Origin of the sequence: Caballeronia sp. LZ024 (assembly GCF_031451455.1) — a bacterium.
In the GTDB taxonomy this organism is placed as follows: Bacteria; Pseudomonadota; Gammaproteobacteria; order Burkholderiales; family Burkholderiaceae; genus Caballeronia; species Caballeronia telluris.
In genome coordinates, this window is sequence record NZ_JARUXL010000004.1 from 324,585 (window position 1) to 341,513 (window position 16,929).

At 65.0% G+C, this 16,929-nt stretch carries 14 protein-coding genes; 5 read left to right on the top strand and 9 right to left on the bottom strand.

Features of this window, described 5'->3' with window-relative positions:
* Positions 1–8 precede the first annotated feature (8 nt).
* From tssF to QCE48_RS23695, 5 genes are all read left to right on the top strand, one after another.
* A complete protein-coding gene (gene tssF / locus QCE48_RS23675) occupies positions 9–1,892 on the top strand; it encodes a type VI secretion system baseplate subunit TssF (RefSeq protein ID WP_309782623.1) in 1,884 nt (627 codons plus the stop codon).
* Positions 1,868–2,953, top strand: coding sequence for a type VI secretion system baseplate subunit TssG (tssG, locus tag QCE48_RS23680; RefSeq protein ID WP_309782625.1), 1,086 nt, complete (start codon positions 1,868–1,870; stop codon positions 2,951–2,953). Before tssF ends, tssG begins: the two co-directional genes overlap by 25 nt.
* A 107-nt stretch (positions 2,954–3,060) precedes the next feature.
* On the top strand, positions 3,061–5,739 hold the full coding sequence (gene tssH / locus QCE48_RS23685) for a type VI secretion system ATPase TssH (protein ID WP_309782626.1): 2,679 nt from the start codon (positions 3,061–3,063) through the stop codon (positions 5,737–5,739).
* Positions 5,740–5,764: 25 nt separating this feature from the next.
* Entirely contained in the window at positions 5,765–7,159 is a 1,395-nt protein-coding gene (gene tagH / locus QCE48_RS23690) for a type VI secretion system-associated FHA domain protein TagH (RefSeq protein WP_309782628.1), read from the top strand.
* A 23-nt stretch (positions 7,160–7,182) separates the two neighbouring features.
* A complete protein-coding gene (locus QCE48_RS23695; protein WP_309782630.1) occupies positions 7,183–7,968 on the top strand; it encodes a serine/threonine-protein phosphatase in 786 nt (261 codons plus the stop codon).
* 31 nt (positions 7,969–7,999) lie between these two features.
* Here the strand turns inward: QCE48_RS23695 and tssC are convergent, their stop codons facing one another.
* The 9 genes from tssC to tssA all read right to left on the bottom strand — a co-directional run bounded on the left by tssC (position 8,000) and on the right by tssA (position 16,919).
* Positions 8,000–9,505, bottom strand: coding sequence for a type VI secretion system contractile sheath large subunit (gene tssC / locus QCE48_RS23700; protein ID WP_309782631.1), 1,506 nt, complete (start codon positions 9,503–9,505; stop codon positions 8,000–8,002).
* A gap of 57 nt (positions 9,506–9,562) precedes the next feature.
* On the bottom strand, positions 9,563–10,084 hold the full coding sequence (gene tssB / locus QCE48_RS23705; RefSeq protein WP_309782632.1) for a type VI secretion system contractile sheath small subunit: 522 nt from the start codon (positions 10,082–10,084) through the stop codon (positions 9,563–9,565).
* 67 nt (positions 10,085–10,151) lie between these two features.
* Positions 10,152–11,441: a TIGR02270 family protein gene (locus tag QCE48_RS23710; RefSeq protein ID WP_309782633.1), complete on the bottom strand. Its 1,290-nt coding sequence runs from the start codon at positions 11,439–11,441 to the stop codon at positions 10,152–10,154.
* Positions 11,442–11,652: 211 nt separating this feature from the next.
* Positions 11,653–12,336, bottom strand: a complete 684-nt coding sequence (locus QCE48_RS23715; RefSeq protein ID WP_309782636.1) for a hypothetical protein — start codon at positions 12,334–12,336, stop codon at positions 11,653–11,655.
* Between the two features lie 9 nt (positions 12,337–12,345).
* The gene (locus QCE48_RS23720; RefSeq protein ID WP_309782638.1) at positions 12,346–13,242 is read right to left on the bottom strand and encodes a PAAR-like domain-containing protein; all 897 of its coding nucleotides are present in this window, start codon (positions 13,240–13,242) and stop codon (positions 12,346–12,348) included.
* Positions 13,239–14,270 carry a hypothetical protein gene (locus QCE48_RS23725; protein ID WP_309782640.1) on the bottom strand — a complete coding sequence of 344 codons (1,032 nt, stop codon included), beginning with the start codon at positions 14,268–14,270 and terminating at the stop codon, positions 13,239–13,241. Before QCE48_RS23725 ends, QCE48_RS23720 begins: the two co-directional genes overlap by 4 nt.
* A 9-nt stretch (positions 14,271–14,279) precedes the next feature.
* Positions 14,280–15,368, bottom strand: a complete 1,089-nt coding sequence (locus tag QCE48_RS23730) for a DUF2169 domain-containing protein (RefSeq protein WP_309782641.1) — start codon at positions 15,366–15,368, stop codon at positions 14,280–14,282.
* A 13-nt stretch (positions 15,369–15,381) separates the two neighbouring features.
* Positions 15,382–15,849 carry a DUF6484 domain-containing protein gene (locus tag QCE48_RS23735; RefSeq protein WP_309782643.1) on the bottom strand — a complete coding sequence of 156 codons (468 nt, stop codon included), beginning with the start codon at positions 15,847–15,849 and terminating at the stop codon, positions 15,382–15,384.
* Between the two features lie 59 nt (positions 15,850–15,908).
* Complete coding sequence (gene tssA / locus QCE48_RS23740) at positions 15,909–16,919, bottom strand: type VI secretion system protein TssA (protein ID WP_309782644.1); 1,011 nt, start codon at positions 16,917–16,919, stop codon at positions 15,909–15,911.
* Between the last annotated feature and the right edge of the window lie 10 nt (positions 16,920–16,929).

Here is a 16,929-nt window from a genome sequence, read left to right on the forward strand (position 1 = left end):
GCATACTCATGGACCCGCGTCTCCTTCGTCACTACAACACCGAGCTTGCGCATCTGCGGGAGATGGGCGCGGAGTTCGCGCAGCAGTTTCCGAAGATCGCAGCGCGCCTCGGGATGAGCGGCATCGACGTGGCCGATCCGTATGTCGAACGCTTGCTCGAAGGCACCGCGTTCCTCGCCGCGCGCGTGCAGTTGAAGCTCGAAGAAGAATTTCCGCGCTTCACGCAGCAGTTGACGCATGTCGTCTTGCCGCAGGCCGCCTGTCCGACGCCCGCGATGCTGATCGCGCGTCTGGCGCCCGACCTCACGAGTCCGAATCTCGCGGAAGGCTTCACGGTGCCGCGCCATACCGCGCTTTTCGCGAGCCGCGCGCCGGGGCAGACGACGTCCTGCGAGTTCCGCACCAGCGCGGACCTCCGGCTCTGGCCGATCGAACTGACCGAGGCTCGGTATCTGGCCCAGGTGCAGGATTTGCCGCTCGCCGCGATGCCCGCGACGCAGGCGCTCGCGCCTCGCGTCAAGGGCGCGCTGCGCATCCGGCTCGCGACGCCGGAAGGTCTGTCGTTCGACGCGCTGCGTCTCGATGCGTTGAGCCTTTACTTCGCCGGCGGCGACGAAACGGCGTACCGGCTCTTCGAACTCGTCGCGGGCGATACGCTTGCCGTCGTCATATCAACGCCCGAGCGCCCGAGCCGCGCCCTCGCCGCCCTGCCCGGCGATGCCGTGACACCGGCCGGATTCACCGATCAGGAAGCGCTTCTGCCCGTCACGCCGAACGCGTTTCAGGGCTATCGCGTGCTGCACGAATATTTCGCGCTGCCCGAACGCTTTCGCTTCGCCCGTATCGAGGGACTCGCAAACGTCCTGCCGTCGTTCAACGCGCGCGAAATCGAACTGACGCTGCTCTTTGGCTCGGGCGCGGCGTCGCTCGAACGCATCGTCACGAAGGAGCACGTGTTGCTCGACTGCGTGCCCGCGATCAATCTCTTTCCGAAGCAGGCGGACCGCGCGCTGGTGACGGAAGCGAACGCGCGCTTCCATGTGATCCCCGACCGCACGCATCCGCTCGACTTCGAAGTGCACTCGGTCACCGCTGTGTCGGGTTATGGCGCGCACGACGATACGGAGCAGACGTTCCTGCCGTTCTATGCGGATTTTCTCGCGGACCGCCCGGGCGACGCCGCCTATTACACGCTCGAACGCGAGCCGCGCATCGTGCCCGCCGGACGGCGAAAGAGCGGCGCGCGCACGGAATACGTCGGCAGCGAGACGTATGTGTCGATCGTCGATCCGAATGCCGCGCCGTATCGCGGGACGCTGCGTCAACTGGCGTTCGCCACGCTGTGCACCAATCGCGACCTGCCGCTCATGATGCAGCGAAGCGGCGCGGGCAGCGATTTCTCGCTCGACATCGCCGCGCCCGTGTGCGCCGCGAAATGCGTGAGCGGCCCGTCGCGTCCGGCGCCGGTGAGTCTCGATGCGGGACAAAGCTGGCGCCTGATCGATCAGTTGTCGCTGCATTATCTGTCGCTCGGCAACGGCCCGCGTGAGGCCGCGGCGGCGTTGCGCGCCCTGCTGATGCTGCATGTTCCGCCCACCGATCAGGCTGGCCGCGCCCAAGTCGGCGGCGTCGTATCGGTCGAGGCGAAACCGGTCGTGCGCCGCCTGCCGATGCCGGGACCGATCGCGTTCGGACGCGGCCTCTCGATCCATGTCCTCGTCGACGATCTCGCCTTTCAGGGCGGCAGCGCGTGGCTGTTCGGCTGCGTGCTCGACCGCTTTTTCTCGCGTTACGTGTCGATCAATTCGTTCGTGCAGACGGTCCTCGCGACGAACGCACGCGGCGACATCCTGCGCCTGCCTCCGCGATGCGGCACGAGAGCCCTCTTCTGAACGCGGCCACGGCCGACGAAACCCACGAAGCGGAGACGCTGCGCGCGTTGCTCGACCTGTTCGACGCCGTCGCCGCCGAGCCGCATCGTCACGATTTCTATCGACTGATGCGGCACATCGAGGCGCTCACGCCGCAGTTGCCGCGACTCGGCTGCGGCGCGCGGCCCGCCGACGAACCCTTGCGTCTCGCGCAGGACGTTTCGCTCGCCTTCGCGCCCGCGCCGCTCGCGGCGCTCACCCGCACGGACGCCGATCCGGCACCGCGACTCGAACAGCGCTTTTTCGGCTACCTCGGGCCGAACGGGCCGCTGCCGCTGCATCTGACCGATTTCGCCCGCGAGCGCGCGCTGCATCATGGCGACCTGACGTTCGCGCGTCTGCTCGATATGCTGCTGCATCGCTTTCTGCTGCTGTTCTATCGCGCGTGGGCGCAGGGGCGCCCGGTCAACGGACTGGATCGACCCGGGAACGACCGCTTCGCGTTCTATGCGGGCGCGCTGATCGGTCTCGCCGATCCAGCCAGCCGCAATCGCGATGCCGTTTCGACGCACGCGAAGCTGCATTTCGCCGGCGTCATGAACATGCAGACGCGCCCCGCCGATGTTCTCGAAGCGATGACGTCCGCGATGCTGCGCGTGCCCGTGCGCGTCGAGCCGTATCGCGGTCACTGGATGACGCTTCAGCGCGAGGAACGCGCCGCACTGCGCTCGCGGATGGCGGGCGTGGCAGGTCTCGCGCAACTCGGGCGAGCTGCCGTGCTGGGCCAAGCCGTGTGGGACCGCCAGCATGCGTTTCGTCTGGTGATCGGGCCGCTGACGCTCGTGCAGTACGAATCGCTGCTGCCGGGCGGCGCGGCGCTGCCGACGCTCGTCGCGCTGGTTCGCCAGCATCTGAACGGCGAACTGACGTGGGACGCGCAACTCGTGCTCGTCGCGAGCGAGGTGCCTGCCGCGCAGCCGGGCCGCTATGGACGTCTGGGCTATTCGGCGTGGCTGGGTCTCGCCGACCGCCAAGCCGATTGCGCCGATCTCGCCCTCGACGCCGATACGCATCTCGCCTGACACGCATCGAAAGCAGGCGGGTTGAAAAATCGGCGCCGCAGCGCCGTCTTATCGGATGAGGACGCGCCTTCGGGCACCACGCGCCCACGAAAGAAGGGAGTCGGACGATGGCGGAAATCAGTCGCGTGGCGCTGTTCGGCAAGCTCGACAGGCTCGGCTACAAGACCGTCGAAAGCGCGACGGTCTATTGCAGGATGCGCGGCAATCCTTATGTCGAGCTCGCGCACTGGCTCATGCAGATTCTCGAAACGCCGCGCTCCGACTTGCAGCGCATCGTCGCGCATTACGGCGTGGACGCCGCCGCCCTCGCTCGCGAGATGACCGCGGCGCTCGATCGCCTGCCGCGCGGCGCGACGTCGATCTCCGATATCTCCGAGCACATCACCGATGCGATCGAACGCGGCTGGGTCTACGGCACGCTGATGTTCGGCGCAACGAAGGTGCGCACCGGCCACCTGCTAGTCGGCATCCTCAAGACGCAGCGCCTGCGCAGCGTGCTCTTCGGCATCTCGCGGGAGTTCGAGCGCATCAGGCCGGAAGAACTTTCGGACCATTTCGCGCGCATCGTCGCGGATTCCATCGAGGAAGAAGGGGAAGGACCGCAGACGAACCCGGACGACGCCCAACCTGCCCCGGCCAGCATGGGCAAGCAGGAAGCGCTGCGCAAGTACGCGACCGACCTCACCGAGAAAGCGCGCAACGGCAAGCTCGATCCCGTCACCGGCCGCGACGAAGAGATCCGTCAGCTCGTCGACATCCTGATGCGCAGGCGGCAGAACAATCCGCTCCTCACCGGCGAGGCGGGTGTCGGCAAGACGGCGGTCGTCGAAGGCTTCGCGCAGCGTCTCGTGCGCGGCGACGTGCCCCCGCCCTTGCGCGAAGTCGCGCTGCTGTCGCTTGATCTCGGGCTCTTGCAGGCGGGCGCGAGCATGAAGGGCGAGTTCGAGCAACGCTTGCGTCAGGTCGTCGAAGACGTGCAGGCAAGTCCGAAGCCGGTGATCCTCTTCATCGACGAGGTGCATACGCTCGTCGGCGCGGGCGGCGCGGCGGGCACCGGCGACGCGGCCAATCTGCTGAAGCCGGCGCTCGCGCGAGGCGATCTGCGCACCATCGGCGCGACGACCTGGGCCGAGTACAAGAAGCACATCGAGAAGGACCCCGCGCTCACGCGGCGCTTCCAGGTCGTGCAGGTTCACGAGCCGGACGAGGCGAAAGCCGTGCGCATGCTGCGCGGCGTGGCGGCGGTGCTCGAAGGGCATCATCGCGTGCAACTGCTCGACGAGGCCATCGAGGCGGCCGTGCGGCTGTCGCATCGCTACATTCCCGCGCGGCAGTTGCCCGACAAGGCGGTGTCGCTGCTCGATACCGCGTGCGCGCGCGTGGCCGTCAGCCAGCACGCGACGCCGCCGCAAGTGGACGACTGCCGCCGCCGCATCGAGGCGCTCGAAGTCGAAGCGCAGATCGTCGCGCGCGAGGCGAATGTGGGCGTCGACGTGGGCACGCGCGCGACGGACGTCGAAGCGTCGCTCGCGCGGGAACGCGACACGCTCGGCGGACTCGAAGCGCGCTGGAACGAAGAGAAAGGCGTCGTCGACGAGTTGCTCTCGCTGCGCGCGTCGTTGCGCGAACAGGGCGAAGCCGTGGATGCGAACCCGGCCGATAGCGCGCCACGGCTTTCGCCTTCGCCGGACACGTCGCGCGGCGCCCTGCTCGGCCGCCTCGGCGAACTGAAGGCGCGTCTCGCCGACCTCCAGGGCGACGCCCCGCTCATCCTGCCGAGCGTCGATGCGGGTGTGGTCGCCGGCGTGGTCGCGGACTGGACCGGCATTCCCGTCGGCCGCATGCTGAAGAACGAACTCGCGGCCGTGCTCAATCTCGCCGATGCGCTCGACAAGCGCGTGATCGGCCAGCGCCACGCGCTCGACATGATCGCGAAACGCATCCAGACATCGCGCGCACGGCTCGACAATCCAAACAAGCCGATCGGCGTGTTCCTGCTTGCGGGCACATCCGGCGTCGGCAAGACCGAAACCGCGCTCGCGCTCGCGGAAACGCTCTATGGCGGCGAGCAGAACGTCATCACCATCAACATGAGCGAGTTCCAGGAAGCGCATACCGTCTCCACGCTCAAGGGTGCGCCGCCCGGTTACGTGGGCTACGGCGAAGGCGGCATCCTCACCGAAGCCGTGCGCCGCCGCCCTTACAGCGTCGTGCTCCTCGACGAGGTGGAGAAAGCGCATCCGGACGTGCACGAAATCTTCTTCCAGGTCTTCGACAAGGGCTGGATGGAAGACGGCGAAGGCCGCTATATCGACTTCAAGAACACGATCATCCTGCTCACTTCGAATGTCGGGTCGGAGCTCATCATGTCGATGTGCCGCGATCCCGCCCGCGCGCCCGCGCCGGAAGAGCTCGCGCGCGCGCTGCGCAAGCCCCTGCTGGACGTGTTTCCCGCCGCGCTGCTCGGGCGGCTCGTCACGGTGCCCTACTACCCGCTCTCCGACGCGATGATGGCCGACATCGTGCGCCTTCAGCTGGAGCGCATCCGGCGCCGGGTCGCGGACAATCACGGCATCCCGTTCGATTACGACGACGACGCCGTGCGCCTCATCGTTTCGCGCTGCACGGAGGCCGAATCGGGCGGGCGCGTGATCGACGCGCTCCTGACCAACACCGTGCTGCCGCGCATTTCCACGGAGTATCTGACGCGGCTCACCGAAGGCGGCGCGCTCGAGCGCATACGCCTGTCGGCGAGTGCGAACGACTTCGTCTATTCGTTCGACTGAGGGACGCCCAGCGGAGTCGACGGCGATGCTCACACTCACGGTGACACGTCACAATGGAGAGCCGCAGCGTCAGCCGCTGTCGGCGACTTTCGACGCCCAAGGCGGCACGATCGGGCGCGCGGTGACGAATCGGCTCGTGCTCGACGACGCCGAGCGCACCGTTTCGCGCCTGCACGTGCAGATCGTGTGGCGCGAGGGGCGCTTCCGGCTGATCGACCGGGGCAGCAATCCGGCGCTCGTCAACGGCGCGCCGCTCGACCCCGGCCAGGAAGTGCCGCTCGCGCACGGCGACGAGGTGCAGATTGGCGGTTATCAGCTCCGCGCGGAGGTATCGAGCGAGGAAGAAACCGTCTGGGAGAATCCGGCTTCGAACGACTCGCCCAATGACGATCCCTTCGCGGGCCTGTTCGACGCCGCACCCAATGCGTCCAGTGCACCGCGCGCACCGGCGCCGCAAGAAGCCGCAAGCGACTTCGACGATCTGCTTGCCCCGCCGTCCACCCGCGTGCCGCCGAAACCGCTGGCGCCCGCTGAGGACTTCGACTTCGGCCTCGATGATCCGGCATCGAAACGCTCGATCGACGAACTGTTCGACCTGACGCCGGGCGCCTCGCCGCTCATCGAGCCGCTCATCGCGCCCATTACTCAGCCCAACACCGCGCACGACGCCGACCCCTTCACGAGCCTGACCGGTGGCGCGCGTCCCGTCCAGTCGCCCGCCACGCAATCCGATGCGGGTTCGGAACTGCACAGCGCGTTTACGCCGCCGAAGCCGCGCGCAGCGCCGTCGACCGTCGCATCAGTCGCGCTGCCCGCGAACGACCGCGCACTCCTCGACGCATTCCTGCGCGGCCTGTCCGCGCCCGGCGTGCGACTCGATGCGCTCACGCCCGAATTGATGCAGCTCGTCGGCGAACTTCTGCGCGAAACGACGCGCGGTACGCTCGAACTGCTCACCGCCCGCGCCGCGCTCAAACACGAGATGCGCACGGGCGCGACGATGATCGCCGCCGCCGACAACAATCCGCTCAAGTTTTCTCCGAATGTCGAAGCCGCGCTCGCGCATCTGCTCAATCCGCCGATGCGCGGCTTCATGCCGCCCGCCGCCGCGCTCGACGACGCCTACGCCGATCTGCGCGCGCATCAGGTGGGCGTCGTCGCGGGCATGCGCGCGGCGCTCGACGGCGTATTCGAGCGCTTCGAGCCGGAGCGCATCGAGGCGCGACTGTCCGGCCGCTCGATGCTCGACGGCCTCCTGCCCGGACTAAACCGGCGCGCGCGCTGCTGGGATCTCTTCATGGAGACGTACGGCCAGCTTTCGCGCGAAGCCGCCGAGGACTTTCACACGCTGTTCGGCAAGGCGTTCGTCGCCGCCTACGAGGCGCAGATCGAGGAACTGAAACGCAGCGGCCGACATTGACGCGCGGGTTCGAGAGAGACGACATGCAACTGCAAACCGCAAACGTGACTGACAAGGGCGGCCGCTCGCGCAACGAGGACGCCTACGCGCAATGGCGCCACGCGGCGCTATTTGCGAGCGTCGTCGCGGATGGCGCGGGCGGACATGGCGGCGGCGATGCGGCGTCGCGCATCGTCGTCGATACCGTGCTCGATGAACTCACGCGCGTGGCGGCGGCAGGCGTCGCACTCACCGGGCCCGCCCTCTTGCGCGTGCTCTTGCGCGCGAACGACGCCATCGTCGATGTGCAGGAACACGAGCGCGATCTCGCGCAGATGCGTTCGACCGCCGCCGTGCTCGGCATCGACGAGGCGGCGGGGCTCGCCGCGTGGGCGCATTGCGGCGATACGCGCCTCTATTGCTTCCGGCGCGGCGCGACGGTCGTTCAGACGCAGGATCACAGCCTCGTGCAGAGCATGATCGACGCGAATCTGCTCGACACGCGCGACGCGCGCAGTCATCCCCGGCGCAACGTGCTCTTTTCGGCGCTCGGCACCGCCGACGACCTGTCGATCGCGGCGTCGGACGAGCCGTTCCCGATCGCCGACGGCGACGCCTTCCTGCTTTGCACCGACGGCTTCTGGGAATATCTCGACGAGTCCGTGATGATCGACGCGATCGGGCAGGCGCAAACGCCGGTGGCGTGGCTCGATCTGATGGTGGCGCATCTGCGCGGGGCCGCGCGGCCCGGTCACGACAACTTCACGGCGTGCGCCGTATGGATCGGCGATGCATCGCAGACGACGGTGCTGAAGCTGCCCGCGACCTGAACCGGGTCGCGGGCTTGGGCGCGAGCGGTGCTCAGGCCGCCTGCTTGGCCGACGGCAGCCGCGAGACCAGCCGTAACGACACGGTCAGCCCTTCGAGCTGATAGTGCGGACGCAGATAGAACGTCGACGTGTAGTAGCCCGGCGCGCCCGCCACTTCCTGCACCTTCACTTCGGCGGCGGCGAGCGGCTTTTGCGACTTCGTGTGCTCGGACGAATTGGCGGGATCGCCGTCCACGTATTGCGTGATCCACTTGTTGAGCCACGTCTCCATGTCGGAGCGCTCCTTGAACGTGCCGATCTTGTCGCGCACGATGCACTTCAGGTAATGCGCGAAGCGGTTGCATGCGAACAGATACGGCAGGCGCGCGGCGAGCGCCGCATTCGCGGTGGCGTCCGGATCTTCGTATTCGAAGGGCTTTTGCAGCGACTGCGCGCCGATGAACGCCGCGAAATCCGAGTTCTTGCGATGGATGAGCGGCATGAAACCGTTCTTCGCGAGTTCCGCCTCGCGCCGGTCCGAGATGGCGATCTCGGTCGGGCACTTCATGTCGATGCCGCCGTCGTCGGTCGGGAAACTGTGCACGGGCAGGCCTTCGACCGCGCCGCCCGACTCCACGCCGCGGATGCGCGAACACCAGTTGTAGAGCTTGAACGAACGGTTGATGTTCACCGCCATCGCATACGCGGAATTGGCCCACGTGTACTTGGTGTGATCGGCGGAGCCGGTGTCTTCCTCGAAGTCGAATTCGTCGACGGGCTCCGTGCGTGCGCCGTAAGGCACGCGCGCGAGGAAACGCGGCATCGCGAGTCCGATATAGCGCGCATCTTCCGACGCGCGCAGCGAGCGCCAGCTTGCATACTCCGGTGTTCCGAAGATCTTCGTGAGATCGCGCGGATTGGCGAGTTCCTGCCACGAGTCCATCTGCAGGAGACTCGGGTCGGCCGCAGCGATGAACGGCGCATGCGCGGACGCCGCGATCTTCGAAATCTCCCCGAGCAGTTCGACATCCGGCGGCGTCTGATTGAAATAGAAGTCGCCGATTAGCGCGCCGAACGGCTCGCCGCCGAGTTGCCCGTATTCGTGTTCGTAGATTTGCTTGAAGAGCGAACTCTGGTCCCATGCGACGCCCTTGAAGCGCTTTAGCGTCTTGCCGAGATCCTTCTTCGAGATGTTCATCACGCGAATCTTCAGCATCTCATCCGTTTCGGTGTTGTTGATGAGATAGTGCAGCCCGCGCCACGAGCCCTCCAGCTTCTGGAAGTCCGGGTGATGCATGACCTCGTTCACCTGCTCGGTCAGCTTCGCGTCGATCTCGGCGATCATCGCCTGAATCGAGCGGATCGCATCGCCGGAGATGATCTTGGTCTGCGAGAGCGCCTGTTGCGCGAGCGTCTGCACGGCCGTCTGCACGGCGGTTTTGGCCTCGTCGCTCTTCGGCCGGAACTCCTTGTTCAGGAGCGCGGCGAGATCGTTGCCTTCGAGCGTCGCGCCCTGCAGTTCGGGCTTCGATTCGGACGATTGAGGGATGTCGGACATGGTCGTTTCCTTTCAGGCGATGTCACGCGCGCGGGCTGTCCCGGCGTGTCGCTGCATTCACTGAGCGGCCGGCGCGGCGCTGTCGGGCGGCGGTTGCGTGACCGTGGCGAGCGTCTTGAGCAGCGCGGGATCGTCGAGCACGCGGGCGATCAGTTCTTCCGCGCCGGTCTTGCCGTCCATGAAGATGACGAGATTGGCAAGCTGCGTGCGTGCTTCGAGCAGCTTCGAAAGCGCATCGACCTTGCGCGCGACGGCGGCCGGCGAGAAGTCGTCCATGTTCTCGAACGTGATGTCGACGGCGAGATTGCCCTCGCCCGTCAGCTTGTTCTGAACCTGGAACGCGACGCGCGGATGCATCGCCTTCATGCGGCTGTCGAAGTTGTCGATGTCGATTTCCTGGAACTTGCGCTGATCGACGGGCGGCAGCGCCTCGGCGGGTTTGCCGGAGAGATCGGCGAGGACGCCCATCACGAACGGAAGCTGGACCTTCTTCTCGCTGCCGTAAGTTTCAACGTCGTATTCGATCTGCACGCGCGGCGCGCGGTTGCGGCCGATGAATTTCTGACTGCTGGTTGCCATGACGCCTCCTTTGCGTGAGCGCGGGCCACGCTCTGAAGACGAACGATGTGGGCGGGAATTGAAAAGCCTAGGTCGTTGCGCGCACAAGGCGCTGCTGACGCCATGCGGGCGCGGCGCAGTTGAAGAGCGCCGTGCCGGGGCGAAGCAGGCACAGGTGGCGCGCAGCGGCCGTGCGCGGGCGCTGGTAGCCGTCTTTCAATACGTCGATGCAGTGCGCTTTAGATGGCGGCGCGCCTGCAAGATAGCGCGTGCCGCTTTGGAAGCGCGGCGCGTTCGTTTGCCACCATGCGGCGATTTTGCCGGCATCGGGCCAAGGCGCGCCTTCGTCTTCGTCTGTGGCGACGTTTGGGTCGTTGGGGTCGTCGGTCGGACCGGCGGGAATGTGCGCGGGCGGCTTGCGGTCGAGGTCGAGCCAGGCGAGATCGGCCCCGGTGATGAAGCTGAAGCTTTCCCCAGCGAGGCGGGCGTAGTGGTCGTCGGACATAAGGCCGATGAGCCAGGGCACATAGCGAGGGTCGCCTCCGTAGCCGACTGCGTGGATCAGGATGCGTTTGCTGTGTTGTTGCGCGGCGATCGCTTCGAGCAGGCGCGGCACGTCGGCCGATGGCAGGGCCATTGCGGCGAGCGCGGCGGCGTCGGGGCGTGACGGTGCGAGTTCCGTCAACACGTTCAGCGATGCGCCTCGATCGCCGAGCAGCAGCGCGGATTGCGCGGCGTGGAAGCGGCATGCGTTGTCTTTGTCGTGCAGGCCGTCGATGCAGGACGCGAGCAAGTCCACGCGCCCGATTTCACCCGCGCATTGCAGCGCGCGAGCGCGGATATCGTCGTTTTCCGAAGTGATGGCCGTGTCGAGAAAGCGTTTCGGGTCCACGCGATGCAGCCCGCAGGCCGCGAGGCCGGCGAGTTGCGCGGCGGGTTCGTCGCGGGCGAGCAACATGCCGACGGTCTCGCTCAGACGGCTCGCGGACACCCAGCCGAACGCCGAATGCAGGCCGCGGCGGGCGTCGGGAAGCGCTTGCGCCAGTGCGACGAGTCGCAGGAGGCCTGGGTCCGAACGCGCTTCGATGCAGCCGATGGTGGCGGTGAAGAGTTCGCCCTTGCCGGGGCGATCGAGCGCCTGCATGCTGAGTTGCGCGCCGACGCGGCCGGCCACCGCGATGCCGTCGAGATGCGCGGCGATGCGTTCGTCGAGGCGGCCGAGGTGTTTGAGTTTGACGTGCGGGGCGCGGACGAGGTACGAGCGCGTGTTGCGCAGGCAGGCGGCGTCTTCGAGGTGTTGGTGGAGGACATGGCGAATGACGTTTCCGCTATGGCCTGATGCGGCATTCGACGATCGATCAGGGCAAGCGGTTTTCATTGTCGACCTCCAATCGAGCTTGCAGCACGTAAAACGGCTACTGGCGCCCGGAATCGGGCACGGTGCTCTGGACAGCGTCCGGGCGGCAACAGGCTATCCAGGACCAGGAGGTCGATCGTGCGTCGCTCAGCATCACGAATACCAAACGGTTGCGGTGCGGTAAGCTTGCGAACAAATCACGAAACGTTACGGCCTGATGGCGTCACGGCCGTCACCGTTGTGATGTCGCATCGCTCAATGCAGCCACCACCCACCTGTCTATCGTCCCGAAGAGTGTAGACGGTGATTCCACTGCATCGTCGTCGGGCCAAAGCACGTGAGGAACGGGCGGTTGATCTGCTTCAAATCCGACTAAAGCTGAACCCTTGGATGCAATGCCGATCAACTTCGGCTCGTCTGCGGGCCTCCCAATCGTTTGCCATTCTTCCTCCGGCATCCATCCCAGATCGCCGCTAAAAAAGTCGAACCAGCCGTCATGCACCGTTTGCATCGAAACCAGCTCTGCAGGCAGATCTGGCTGCGTATCGGCGGGCTCCACAGGCGGCAGTCCCTCGAAGGCGGCGATATCGTCGTCGAGCACGAAAAAATATAGCAGCGAGGGCGCTTCACTTTGAGGCATCAGGACGCCAAGTCCAGCTAACTTCTCGCGCAGCAATTGGAAGGTCTTGGGGAGAATGGCGCGTTGCGCCGTCCATCCGAGCGCATCCAATGCGCCGTCGACATTCGATTGGGCAAGTCCAGCGACCCAGGCCGCCGGCAGACGGTTCTTCTCTAGCGGCGACCAGGCCGCTTCGTCGAATGGCGCTAGCTGAAATTGGACCGGTTCGTTCAGTTGCGCAACGCGATCCGACACGTAACGGTCCGCCATACTTTCATCGATTGCTGTGGGATACATGGACACTCCTTACTCGCCGTTACAGGTACCTTTTCTAATTTCCTTTACAAGGACCATTCTCGATAGTTTGGCTACTGCCTTTCCTTTGTTCGTCACTTTTTTAGGAATTTTCATGTCGCGGCGAAGATGAATCAGCCATTCTCCCCACAACTTATCCTGTTTCGACGAATTGCACGACCTGCACATACCCACAAAGTTATCCGGGTGATTAATGATCTTGCGCTTCGTCTTTGGTCCAAGACAAGCGAATCCAGGAATCGAACGGATTTCGTTAAGTGGCACGATGTGGTCAACGGACAGACGCCTCTTCCGGTCGCCACAGACGACGCAATATCGTGGATATTTCCTCGCGTTGACTTTATCCCGCATCGTTTGACTTGGCGTAGCGTCGCGCAGCTCTTCGTATTCAGCCTGCGACACGTCCTTTGGGCAGTTCTTGTTGCACGGCTTCGTCTTGAGGCCTTTGAGACTCGGCTTCTCGATGTTGGGCCACGTAAGCGCTTCGTTAGCGGTTGATCCATGATTGTGCGTTGTCAAGTCGAGATGACGATCGACATTCTCGCCTTCGAACAGTACATCCATGGACCACGACGTAAAGAACACCTTACCCGTGTTCTTGCTATTGACGACTCCCTTTTTGGGTGCGCATCCGGCTTCGTCGCCCGAACTCGACTTAAAAAACGATGTGCTTTTCAGCATGACTTCTTCGCCGGAAATCATGACAGAAGTGGAGCCGTCCGACGTATCGGAAGAAAACCCCGTGTTCGGATAGGGAACGGGTACGCCAGGCGGAGTCGCAGGAGTCTGCGGTGGCGTCATGCAGACATCGGGAAACGCGCAGACGGACTTGCTAGCTCCCGCTTTGCACGAAACTGCCCGCGAGTTCGCATATACCTCGTTGCTCAAGGCCACTCTCCGTAGTACCTCAGGACCATCGCCGCCCGCTCTCCCTGATCGTTGCTCGCGTGATAAAGAATCGTCCCGCCCGGTCCATAGTGCTTTTTTGAAGCAGAGTCGGCCACCGCGATAGCGATAACGCCAACGGTTGTCGCGGTCTCTCCAACGCTCTCAGCAGGATGCCAGAGGATTAGGTCCTCTTTGCGATAAGGCTCGACACGAGAAAGAGCTAGCGCCGTCTCCTTAAAGTAATATTGCTCTCCCGACAGACTAGCAATGCAGTAAGCGCAGTCATGCAGGGCGCATTTCGCGTCCGCTAAAGCTGCGCAGATCGCGTGTTTCAAGCCATCGCCTTTTAGAGGGCTTTCGGTACCGATATGTGCTCGCTCCATGCCCAGCCCTACACCTTCGCAGACAAGTGTGCCCGGTCGTTTGGTTGCCCCGACCAGAACTGCTCCGGCTGCCTCACCCGGCATGAAGCCGTCAGAGTTTGCCGACGTAAGCAAGCGGTCCTCGCGTTCGAAGGCCTTGAGGGTGCGCCAGTTCAGAAGACTGTCGACCGCTGCTATCACGACGAGGCCGGCGGCCTTCCGATCAAAGAACTGACGGGCGTATAGCATTGCAACAGCCGTGCTCACGCGCCCTTTTGCCACCAACGCCGAATCGCGGCTGAAGCGGGCACCGAGAACCTCCGCGATATCGGAGAGCAAGTGCTCGTCAAGTCCGTCGGGCCTTCCGGGCCGCTCCTTCTCCGCAACACACAGGAGGAGAGGGATTGCTGCCCACTCAAGCCGGTCGATACCGTCAAGGCATTCGGCAATCGCCATTGCTCCCATTCTTGCAAGCTTGGCACGCTCTCGCCAAGGCCTTTCGAGTCGAACCGGATGCGCCATGATCCAGTCACCCTCTGAGTCTAGGAAACGCGTCTGAGAAGGATTGCTGAGTTTTGCACGAATGGCGGCGCAGGTCGCAGGCGCGCTATGTCCCACGCTCGTAACGAGGCCGGTACTCATAACAACGACCGGTGAAGCGTTCATCGATCAATCTCACCAAGAGTCCGCAGACTCGATGACGGCGGACTTCCAATATTCGATTTCGTCGCGCTGTTGCCACCATTGCCGCCCCTTACGTCCTACCAGCACTTGCTCAATTTCGAACATGTCCTTCTTCAGCGGCCGGCGCACGCGCCAGTTCATCGTGAACAAACCGCGATCAGGCTCGAAGACGAGCGTGTCGAGTTTCCCGCAATGGTCTTCGCGTTCGCCGCGCCTCGGAAAAACATGCACCGGCGCCTCGAAATCCGGCAACACGAAACTGCGCCTGCCATCCGGCGTCAGATTCACCAACGTCACCTCCGCGCCTCCGACGGGCATCGCGAGTTGCTGATCCTCGGGCGCCGCCGAGTAATACCGCTCATCGAAATCCGGCGGCAAAAACGGAAAGTGTTTCTCCAGCCACTCGTCGTCATACGTGCCCGCATACCCGAGCCGCGGCGTCCACCCTCGCCCGAGCACGCCGAACGACATCGGCCGATACGCCTCGTCCGGACGCATCACCGGCCGATTCAACTCTTCCGTATTGGGCAGCAACCGCCCATCCACCCAATTCCGCCGCAGATGCCGCCTGAACCCCCGTCCGACCGGATTCGCCATAAACGCCGCATGCTGCATCGGATCGTCGTGTTCCTGATCGACGCCGCCGAACGCGACATCGTAGGTAATCGGTTTCGACACGAACGGCACGGGCGCGCTTACGTCGATGCGCGTCGCGCCCGCCTGCCAGACGCGGTCGCCGACCACCGCAAGTTGCTTGGTCAGGTTGCCCACACGCAAGCCGACCGGCACACGCGTCGCGGGCCGCCCGCCGGGCGCGTGCGCGCTGCCTAGCAGCAACACGTCGCAGCGCGGCTTATGCGGCGCGTAGTCCACTTCGTAGTACGGCGCGGAGTAGCCGGGCTGGCCGGTGAACGTATCGGCCATGACGAGCGGCAGTTGTTCTTCCGCGAGCCCCACCGCTTCGCCCGGCGCGGGCAGGCGAAACGTGCCCTTGACGACGACGATGAGCGATTCGCGGCCGCTCGGCTCCGTGCCCATCGTGTAGCCGGCGACCATGCGGGTGGCGTTGATCAGTTCCATGAGCCGGCCACGTTCAGTTGAGCTGCACCGAACCGCCCTTGATGCGGTTCACGCCCGACGATCGGCTCGACACATACGTGCCGCGTATCAGCACCTTGCCCGCTTTCGTCAGCGTGATGCTCGCCTGCCCGCAGCGCAGCACGATCTCTTCCTTTGCCGTGACGACGAGCCGCTGTCCGTCGGCATCGGCTTCGACTTGCGCGGGCGCTTCGTCGAGCGGCCAGGCTTCATCGGCCTGCAGGCAGCCGACGATGACCGGCCGCGTCGGATCGCCCGCTTCGAACGTCAGCAGTACTTCTCGGCCGATATGCGCGCCGCGCAGGTCGGGAATCGTGCGCGCGACGAGCGCGGCGTCGCCGGGCTGTCCGGCATACACGACGAGCGGCCGCGCGCCCTCTCCGCTGAATCCGATCAACGCGCCGATGCGCACGCCGTCGATGACCGGTATCGACGCCGGCTGCATGAAGTCTCGTCCGCTCATCACGCTCTCCCAAGCCTCACGCTCAAGAGACGAACGAAGCCGCGCCAGTTTCAAACGGATCACGGCTCGCGCTTTCCGGCGATCAGATGAATTTGCGCGAGACTGTCGGGCGCAAGGTCCTGCATCACGGCGAGAAAATCCTTGCCCATCAGCCCGCGCGCGCGACGAATGAGCAGCGGCGCGGGATTGGTCGGCTCGGTGCGTTCGAGAAACGCGCACACCGCATCCAGCAAGGCGATCGCGTCCTCGCGCGTCGTGAGTGCGCCTAGGCGCGCAGGCGCGAGACGCTCCATTTGAACCTCTTCCTCCGGCACCGAAGCGGGCGCCGCGACTGGCGCCACCGCGCTGAATTGCGCGGCGACATACCGCGCCGTCGCCAGCATTGCGTTCAGCAAAGGCGCATGCTCGGCGCCGAGCTTTTCCGTCATGCAGTCCGACAGGGCGTGCACCGCGCGCGGCAGATCGAGCCCCACGGCGAGCGCGTCGGGATCGTGGGCGAGCGCATCGGCGAGCATGCCCGCCACGCGCGGCAAGGTCGCGGTGTTGGAACCGTCGGGCGGGGCGATCTTGCCTTGGGCGATCAGGATGTCGCGGACCGTGAGCCGCTCGCCATGCACGCGGCACACCTCGCATTCGCGCAGGTCGTGCAGCAGGGTTTCGGCTTCCGCGAAAGGCGTATAGGCGTCGGCAAGCGGCGCGAGCGCATTGACGCGCAGCGCGGGGTCATTGTTGTCGTCGGGATCGAGCGGCGGATAAAGACGCTCCCAATAGCGCTCGAATAGGCCCGTCAGCACGCGCAATCCCGCGTGAAAACCCGCAAGACCGTGCACGTGCGACGCCGCGCGCGTATAAGCCACGGCGATACGCAGATCCTTCGATCGCGACAGCAGCGCCTCGGCTTGCTCCATGACGTCGGCCCAGGGCGGCGGCTCGGTGAGCGTGTCGAACTGGCGCTCGGGCATGCCGCGCGCGAGCGACTCGAATTCGAGGAACGCCGCATCGTATTCCAGATCGATGCCGGCGGGCGGCATCGCCTGAGTCGGCGCGAGCAGCGGTTCAACGTCGATCATCGCGACTCCA